Raw genomic sequence first — 9,220 nt, forward strand, 5'->3', positions numbered from 1 at the left:
ACTTGATTGCCTCTTCTATCATACATTCCCCCCTGACAATTAATCCACCCTGCCAGCCCCCCCTTGCTAAGGGGGGGAGCAAGAGCAAGAGCAAGAGGGTTTTTTTGTGGGTTGCTTGGTCTTTTAACCCCCCCAGCCCCCCCCTTGCTAAGGGGGGGAGCAAGAACAAGAGAGGGTTTTTTGAGTTGTTGTGAAAAAACGGGTTTTTGACTCACGGTTCGTAATTCCCATAGATTCAAAAAAAGGGGCGACTCGTGTCGCCCCTCATCTAATTAACTTGCTGCAAAATTAGGCTTTCACAGCAATCTTTTGCTCCGAAGCCTCCGGCGAATTCGCTTCGCTTGGCGGCACAACTTGCCAGAACTTAGGCAAGTATTCCGACCAATTTGCAAGAATTTTCGCGGCTTTTTTGCTGTTAGTCCGATCGCGCTGCATCTCAATCAACTCCTTCAATTGCGCCTCCCCAGCAGCCGTAGAAACCCGCTGCATCTTCACAATCTCTCCGTTGACGTGCGCCGGGAAATTGCCATCTTCATCGAGGAAATAACCCAAACCGCCAGTCATTCCAGCGCCGACGTTGCGGCCGACTTTTCCTAACACGACAATCACGCCGCCAGTCATGTACTCGCAACAGTGATCGCCTGCACCCTCAATGACTGCTTTCGCCATCGAGTTACGCACTGCAAACCGTTCGCCCGCTTTACCCGCAGCCAACAGAGTTCCCCCCGTTGCGCCGTACAAGCAAGTGTTTCCGACGATCGCATTTTCGGAAGCATCATACGTCGCACCAGCCGGCGGTGCGATCGCGATTTCGCCACCGTGCATCCCCTTACCAACATAGTCGTTAGCTTGGCCCGACAGTCGCAGCGTCATCCCCGGCAAATTGAACGCGCCGAAGCTTTGGCCCGCGCTACCCGTGCAATTGAGGGTGATTTCACCGCTAAAGCCCGTGTTGCCGTGTTGCAGCGCGATCGCACCTGATAAACGTGCTCCCACAGTGCGATCGGTATTCACCAATTTTACACTCTTGCTAACAGTGCCGTGATTGGCGATCGCACTTTGAATCTCAACATCCGCCAACAAATCGTCATCCAACACAGGCCCGTTGCTGTGAATATCGCCGTGCACCAAGAAAGATCGATCGCCCTTAGTATCCGGTAACTTCATCAAACAATCCAAATTAATCGCTTGAGTTTTAGTTAATTGCACCCCTTCGCGCATTGTCAGCAAATCCGCGCGGCCGATGATATCTGCGATCGACTTATAACCCAATTTCGCCAACAAACTCCGCACTTCTTCTGCTACGAAATAGAAGAAATTAACAACGTGCTCCGGCGTTCCGGGGAACCGTTTTCGCAAGTGTTCCTGTTGAGTTGTCACGCCCACCGGACAACTATTCATGTGGCAAACGCGAGCCATAATGCAGCCTTCTGCAATCATTGCCACCGTGCCAAACCCGTACTCTTCGCCGCCCATCAAAGCGCCGACAATCACGTCCCAGCCAGTTTTGAAGCCGCCGTCAACGCGCAGTAAAACCCGATCGCGCAACTTGTTTTCCATCAACACCCGGTGAACCTCAGTCAATCCGAGTTCCCACGGAGAACCTGCGTGCTTAATCGAACTAAGTGGAGACGCACCGGTACCGCCATCGTGACCGGATATTTGAATCACATCGGCATTTGCCTTCGCAACACCGGCCGCGACAGTTCCGATGCCGACTTCCGATACCAACTTCACCGAAACTCCTGCTTTCGGATTGATTTGATGCAAGTCAAAAATCAACTGCGCCAAATCCTCGATCGAATAAATGTCGTGGTGAGGAGGAGGCGAAATCAGCGTGACACCCGGTTTCGATCGCCGCAAATAAGCGATATACTCGCTCACCTTCGGCCCCGGTAATTGACCGCCTTCACCTGGTTTCGCACCTTGTGCGATTTTAATTTCGATTTGTTTGGCATTCATCAGGTACTCGGGAGTTACGCCGAAACGCCCTGAAGCTACTTGTTTGATGGATGAAGAAGCTGTATCGCCGTTCTGCAAACCTTTTAAGTGAGGTAGAGTTTGTGAGAGACCCGCCGCGCTCACATCCTCTAGCACTTTGTAGCGCACCGGATCTTCGCCGCCCTCGCCGGAGTTGGATTTGCCGCCGATGCGGTTCATCGCGATCGCCAGAGTTTCGTGGGCTTCTGGGGACAAAGCGCCGAGGGACATTCCGCCGGTGGCGAAGCGTTTGACAACATCTGCTACAGATTCGACTTCTTCGATGGGGATGGCAGGGCGATCGCTCACAAAATCCAGCAAATCCCGCAAAGCCGTTACCGGGCGGTTTTCTAGCTGTTGCTTGTAAACCTCGTAATGGTCATAGGCTGTTTTTGCTTCAGCCCCGTTACCGTTACCCTTTATTCCTTCTTCCTCTTCCCTTCTTCCTTCTTCCTTCTTCCTTCTTCCTTCGTTAAATCCAGCCACAGCCTTGTGCAAAGCCTTCGCCATTTCCGGGCTGTTCATGTGATATTCGCCACCGCGGCGGTACTGCACGAAGCCGAAGTTTTCCAGCTTTTTCCGGCTCAATTCCGGGAAAACCTGAGAGTGGAAAGACATCACCTCGTTAGCGAGTTCCGCCACACTCAAACCGCCGATGCGGGAAACAGTGCCTTTGAAGCCCAAATCGAGCAAATCTGCGCCAATGCCGATCGCCTCAAAGATTTGCGCCCCTTGATAGCTAGCCAGCAGCGAAATCCCCATTTTCGACAAAATCTTCAGCAAGCCGTTTTCCACCGCTGTGCGGTATTTAGATTGAGCTTCAGTGACAGTAATTTTGGGAACCTTGCCGTGTTCCATCAAGTTTTGAGTTTTGGTGTCAAACCACCAACAGCGCACGCTTTCCAATGCCAAATAAGGGCAAATAGCTACAGCGCCGTAACCCATCAAACAAGCGAAGTGGTGAGTGCTCCAACATTGGGCGGTATCCACAACTAGCGAAGTTTGCATCCGTAGCCCAACGCTAATTAAGTGGTGGTGAACCGCACCAACTGCCAGCAACGGCGGAATATAAGTACATTCAGCACTCAATCCCACAGCATATCCGCCTTCTTCCTTCTTCCTTGTATTTATTACATCCGCTACATCCGCTACAAAATCCGTTGCCGAACTTCCTTCTTCCTTCAGAGGTCGATCGCTCAAAATCAGAATTCTCGAACCGTCGCGCACCGATTTAACAGCATCTTGACAAAGTTGCTCTACTGCGGTTTGCAAACCAGCAGGCCCGGCAGATATTTTGTAAAGCGTTGACAATTCCGTTGCGGGGAAAGACTTTTGGTCTTTCAACAAACACAGTTCAGCGTCGTTGAGTACCGGGGAATCAATTTTTAGCAGCTTGGCATTTTCCGGGATTGTTTGCAATAAATTGCCCCGCAAACCCATATTCATTGTCAGTGACATCACCATTCCTTCGCGCAGGGGGTCGATCGGCGGATTTGTCACTTGAGCGAATCGCTGTTTGAAATAGTTGTACAGTAACTGAGGCTTTTCTGAGAGTACGGCCAAAGGAGTGTCATCGCCCATGCAGAAAGTCGGTTCCTTCCCAGAACTCGCCATCTCGACGATTACCATGTCCAAATCTTCGGCGGTGTAGCCAAAAGCAGTTTGGGTTGCTAACAGAGTTTGCGAGTCTAGGGTTGCCGTTTCTGCAAAAGGCTGCGGTTCCAATGTTTCGCGGTTTTGTTTGAGCCATTCGCCGTAGGGATGGCGCTTAGCAATCCGCTGTTTTAGCTGCCAATTTTTGAGAATTTCCTTGGTTTGCAGATCAACAGCAATCATTTGTCCTGGCCCCAAACGGCCTTTTTCGACAATATCTGCTTCGGGGATATCGACAACTCCGGCTTCGGAGGCGACAATTACCAAACCGTCTTTAGTAATGCAGTAGCGGGCCGGACGCAAACCGTTGCGATCGAGCGTAGCACCTACTTGTTTGCCGTCGCTGAATACCAGCAAGGCCGGCCCGTCCCAAGGTTCTTGAATGCCGCTGTAATATTCGTAAAAATCTACAATTTCAGGATACGGATCTAAATCCGGCTGATTTTTGTAAGCTTCGGGCACCAGAATTGTCAGGGATTCTAGGGGGGTGCGGCCGGAATGCACCAACAATTCCATCACGTTGTCCAAGTTGGCCGAATCGCTGCTTTCGGGATTGACGATTGGGTTAAACGTGTCGATGTCGGCTTGACTCCAATTCGGGTGAGATAAATTGGCTTGTCGCGCCTTCATCCAGGTAATATTGCCCAGCAGCGTGTTAATTTCGCCGTTGTGTCCCAGCAAGCGCATCGGCTGGGCTAGGTGCCAGCGGGGCATGGTGTTGGTGCTGAAGCGGCGGTGATAGACGGCGAAGGAGCTTTTATAAGCGGGATTTTTCAGGTCGGGGTAAAATTCTGCTAGGATTGCCGATCGCACCATGCCTTTATAGACGATCGTGCGACAGGAAAAAGAGCAACTATAAAAGTCTCGGCGGGTAAAGTTGGGGCGATGTGACAGGGCGTGTCCGATGGTGCGGCGGGTCAGAAATAGCTGTCTGTCGAGGTCGTCTCCCTGTAAGTTTGGTGAACTTACGATTACTTGTTCGATTTGAGGTTGATTTTCTCGCGCTTGGGTGCCCAAAACCGACGGTACAATGGGAACTTTGCGCCATCCCACCACAGTGAAACCGCGATCGACCATAACTTCTTCAACCACCTGCCGCGCTATATTAGCTTGACTTTCATCTTGGGACAGAAACAGCATTCCCACGCCGCAGTTTTCCTGTGGTGGAGGCACAATTCCCTGTTCGGCAAACCAAGAATGCAACAATTCCCAAGGAATCGCTGTCATCAAACCCGCACCGTCGCCGGAATCTTGGTCGGCGCTGCAACCGCCGCGGTGTTCCAGACAGGTTAAGGCTGGCAGAGCTTTTTCGATAATTGAGTGAGTAGCTTTACCGTTTTGGTTGGCAATGAAGCCTACACCGCAGGCATCTCTTTCTTCCACTAACCAGTTTTGGCCGGCAAATGGAGTTCCTCGCTCAGTTTGATGCACGTTGCTGTTTCGATCGATCGTATTACCCATGTTGATTGAATGTTATTTCGGTGATAGTGTGGTTGATGCGTTTTTATAGCTCGGAGAGAGAATATTACCGAGTGGTGGAATCTTAGTAAACCTTAAAACAGCACATAGCAAGCTGATTCGATCAAAATTTACGTAGATGCTGCCTGCATTTAAGACTGAAACCCTGTTTGCCAATTTTCAATTATCTCGATCGAATCGCTTTGGAGATGTCTCATAGAATACGCTTCTGTATCTAGAGAAGCGCTTCTTGGGCAAATTACCGCTTTGCAGGGCCGATAAATTGCGGGCGATTCACGAAGAAGGATAGCTGCGCGAGGCGAGTTTTTTTGTGCTTGTTTTTCCTGAATGTGCTAGATAGATGCAGAGGGCGGTTGAAATCTCCGTCTCTAGTGGGTGAGATTTTGTACAGGCGCGGTTTCAAGCGGCCGGTCTTCTTATGGTATCGAATAAAATTAGAAATTTTCACTATTGTGCTGTGTGGCAGGCGTTTTTGAAGGTTAATGGTTTGAGGTTTCCACAAGTAAAAAAATGCACAACAGACAAAAACGCCGAGATGCAGCTAACAGAAGTCGATCGAGTGTTTGGCCCTGGATGTTGTCAGTCTCGATTGCGCCGATACTGGCCGTCTCAGTCGGGAATCTGACCGCCACAGCCCAAGCAGCCAAGAGTGAGAAAACACCGGAGGAAAGTAAGGCTGCACTGATTCATGCTTCCACAGCCCGCCATTCGTTTCAACTCCCCTCTCATAGCGAAAGTCGGTTAAAACCGACTCAATTACTTATGACTCAATCTGTACCGCCCTCTTCGAGAATTAGACAAGGCCGCCAAGTGTCTCTAAACGGCCGCATTCTCCCCCTAACTTGGACTCAGCAGCCGGCAAACAGCACTTCTGCTAATTTCCGAACTTGGATTGCTGACGTTGGCTTGATGCAGAGTGCGGGAGTGGATTTACTCAACACCGCCGACAGTACCAAACAACCGGTGCAGTGGTTTTCCGTATCTTTAACAGCAGCTCAAAGTTTGACAACGCGATCGACAGGCCCGTATCGTTACTTAGATGTTACCGATTTTGCTAAACTTGCAGGCTGGCAGATATCTGCTGAGGGCAATGTTCTAAAAATTACTTCTCAAGCTGCGAATGTGACCGGCATTCGGCAAGCAGCGAGAGAATGGGGCGATCGCATTGTTCTAGATCTAGATCGCCCCGCCCCGTGGCAACTCAACTTCGTCGATACACCGAGCCCGTCCCCAACAGACGACCCCACAAAGCCCGCTATCGGGCAGCAGACCGCGCCCCCAGCCCGAAACCTCGAAACACCGGACGACCCGACTAAACCCGCGCTCTCGCAGCCGCTAGCGCCCATACAGCCGATCGCCAGTCAAGAATGGTCTATCGCGATCGATGCCAAGATCGATCGCACTTTGATCGATCGCGCTTTTGCAACCAGCCCACAAGTGCGATCGTTCAAAATCGAAGCTGCGGGGAATCAAACCAAAGTGAAAGTAAAAATTCCGTTAGGTTGGCGGCCGCAAGTTTTCAGTTTAGGAAATTCCAATCGATTAGTAATCGACATTCGGCCAGATTCCCTAGTAGAAAAAGACATTGCTTGGGCGGCAGGAGTTCGATGGCGACAACAGTATCAAAATTTAGGAATCGCTCGTTTTCCGGTATATTCCTTAGAAATAAATCCGCGTCAACCTGGCGTCAAAATTAGACCACTTTTGAGCAATCCGCCGACCGAAAAAGGCAGTGCACCTTTACTGCAAACAGCGGAACTTTCGGGAACGGCTGCTGCAATCAATGCCGGATTCTTCAATCGGATCAATCGATTAGCTTTAGGCGCGATTCGGCGGGACAATAAATGGCTTTCCGGGCCAATCTTGAATCGTGGCGCGATCGCCTGGAACGATCGGGGAGAATTTGCGATCAATCGTTTGACTTTGCAAGAAACTGTGATCACTCCGCTGAATCAACGTTTGTCTATTTCCCAGTTAAATAGTGCCTATGTGGAATCGGGAATCGGCCGTTATAATCCTGATTGGGGAGCGAGTTATACTCCGTTTTCGGACAATGAAATAGTGGTGACAGTTGCGGGCGATAGAGTTGTCAGCCAATCCCCCGGAGGTGAGGTGGCAAAAACAAATTTCCCAATTCCAGGGAACGGTTATATTTTGGCTTTGCGTTCCAATTTTTCCCCTGCATCTCAATTAACTGCTGGCACTTTATTGCGTTTAGAAACTAACACAATTCCTGCTGATTTCAACCGTTTTCCTTACATTCTAGGCGGCGGGCCGGTGTTGGTAAAAAATAGTAGAGTTGTTTTGGATGCTAAGGCGGAAGGGTTTAGCGATGCGTATGTTCGACAGACAGCGATTCGGAGTGCGATCGGGCGAACTGCTGCGGGGAATTTGCTAATTGTAGCCGTGCACAATCGCGCGGGCGGGGCGGGCCCAAATTTCGCGGAACTAGCGCAGATATTGCAGCAAATGGGTGCTGTGGAGGCTTTAAATTTGGATGGGGGAAGTTCGACGAGTTTGTATTTGGGAGGGAGTTTGCTCGATCGCCCGCCGTCTACTGCTGCGAGAGTCCATAATGCGATCGGCATTTTCATTCAACCTTGAAATACTCCCCGGCCTGGTTTGCGCGGGGATTCTTGACACTTCACCGACTGATGCTACCTTTCGTAGTCTTACTCTGTCTCTGTGTCCGTTTATAGTCGTGGCGATTCCCCATCCCGACTTTATTTATATTCTTTGCAGCATTCTCGTCTCGATTATGTTCTGTTCCGCAATTCAAACATTTAATTGCGCGAACTTTCAAATCAAGTTTTCCCCATTTAAAACCACACTCTGAGCATACTTGGCTAGTAGGCTCCCATCTGCTGATTACCACAAAGTCTCTGCCAAACTTCTCGGATTTAGCCTCGCAAAGAGTTCTAAATTCTCTCCAGCCTTGCAGGCTGATTGCCCTAGAAAGTTTGCGATTTTTCATCATTCCTGACACATTCAAATCTTCCAAGATGATAGCTTGGTTTTCGCTAACAACTTTAGTGGATAGTTTGTGCAAGAAATCTTTACGGGTATCTGCAATTTGGTTGTGAAGTTTGGCGATTGCAATTCGAGTCTTTTTTCTGCGGTTCGAGTCTTTTTCTTGACGCGCTAACTTTTTCTGAAGTTGGCGGACTTTCCTGTCTAGTTTTTTGTAGTCAGGGCTTTCGACTTTTTCACCGTTACTCATAAAAGCAAAAGTATTAATTCCTAAGTCAATGCCGATACTTTGGCTTTTAGCTTCGACAGTGACAGGTTCAAATTCTACAACAAAGCTGAGAAAATAGCGATTTGCACAATCCTTGATTACCGTTACAGAACTGGGTTCAGATGGTAAATCTCTAGACCATACCGGGTTTATATCACCAATCTTAGCCAAGTAGACAGAATCCTCAGATAGCGAGAATGCGGCTTTGGTGAACGTTGCAGACTGCGTGTTAGTTTTCTTTTTGAATCTGGGCGGTTTTACTTTTTTACCTTTGCGTTTCCCTTTGCAGGAATCAAAGAAGTTCTTAAAGGCAACGTCCAGATTCTTAACGGATTGCTGCAATGGGACGCTAGAAACCTCAGTCATCCATCCCCGATGCTCCATCTTTTTGCTCAAGGTTAGCGCACTTGATAGCGCATTGTACCCTGGGTACTTTTCGGAGGATTTGCAAAAACCTAACGCATCGTTCCAAGCCACCCGAACACAACCAAACAACTGAGCTAAACTCTGGCATTGTTGGTCTGTCGGGTAGAATCTGTATTGATAGCGAGCTTTCATCGGGCGTGGTATGATTTATCCGTTAGTTAATTATATTGTACATCAAATGGTAGCCTAATTCCACAAAGAAAGACGTTTCAAATTTACAGGTTAGCTTGGCCTGCGTAATATAGCCTTACGGCAAAGATGCGCTTTGGTCGCCCAGCTATTTTGCTAGCTCCGTTGGTGGAGCGCCAATTGAACCTCTTAAACAATACATAGTAGCAAGAAAAGCCGTCCTAGAAGGACGGAATTTTGTAAGGATTCAGGTAAAAAATAGTTGATTGAGAGCCGAAAAATATGGTAATGTAGTCAGATGAGCGAAAAGCCAGA

General features: G+C 49.2%; 3 protein-coding genes and 1 pseudogene. 2 read left to right on the plus strand and 2 right to left on the minus strand.

The window, feature by feature from the left end; all coding sequences use genetic code 11:
* Window positions 1–288: 288 nt before the first annotated feature.
* On the minus strand, window positions 289–5,094 hold the full coding sequence (locus QUB52_RS27745; RefSeq protein WP_332975517.1) for a glutamate synthase-related protein: 4,806 nt from the start codon (window positions 5,092–5,094) through the stop codon (window positions 289–291).
* Between the two features lie 528 nt (window positions 5,095–5,622).
* Between QUB52_RS27745 and QUB52_RS27750 the strand changes: the two genes are divergently transcribed.
* Window positions 5,623–7,716 carry a phosphodiester glycosidase family protein gene (locus tag QUB52_RS27750; RefSeq protein WP_332975518.1) on the plus strand — a complete coding sequence of 698 codons (2,094 nt, stop codon included), beginning with the start codon at window positions 5,623–5,625 and terminating at the stop codon, window positions 7,714–7,716.
* 40 nt (window positions 7,717–7,756) lie between these two features.
* Here QUB52_RS27750 and QUB52_RS27755 read toward each other — a convergent pair whose 3' ends face one another.
* The gene (locus tag QUB52_RS27755; RefSeq protein WP_332966900.1) at window positions 7,757–8,908 is read right to left on the minus strand and encodes an RNA-guided endonuclease InsQ/TnpB family protein; all 1,152 of its coding nucleotides are present in this window, start codon (window positions 8,906–8,908) and stop codon (window positions 7,757–7,759) included.
* Between the two features lie 116 nt (window positions 8,909–9,024).
* Between QUB52_RS27755 and QUB52_RS27760 the strand changes: the two are divergent.
* Window positions 9,025–9,130 (plus strand): annotated as a pseudogene (locus tag QUB52_RS27760) (transposase); the annotation flags it as partial.
* Window positions 9,131–9,220 lie beyond the last annotated feature (90 nt).

Origin of the sequence: Microcoleus sp. A6-C6 (assembly GCF_036705955.1) — a bacterium.
Lineage (GTDB): Bacteria > Cyanobacteriota > Cyanobacteriia > Cyanobacteriales > Microcoleaceae > Microcoleus.

Bases quoted from the DNA above. Each gene is read 5' to 3' on its own strand.
- QUB52_RS27745 (WP_332975517.1), bottom strand. From the start codon at position 5,094: ATGGGTAATACGATCGATCGAAACAGCAACGTGCATCAAACTGAGCGA.
- QUB52_RS27750 (WP_332975518.1), top strand. From the start codon at position 5,623: ATGCACAACAGACAAAAACGCCGAGATGCAGCTAACAGAAGTCGATCG.
- QUB52_RS27755 (WP_332966900.1), bottom strand. From the start codon at position 8,908: ATGAAAGCTCGCTATCAATACAGATTCTACCCGACAGACCAACAATGC.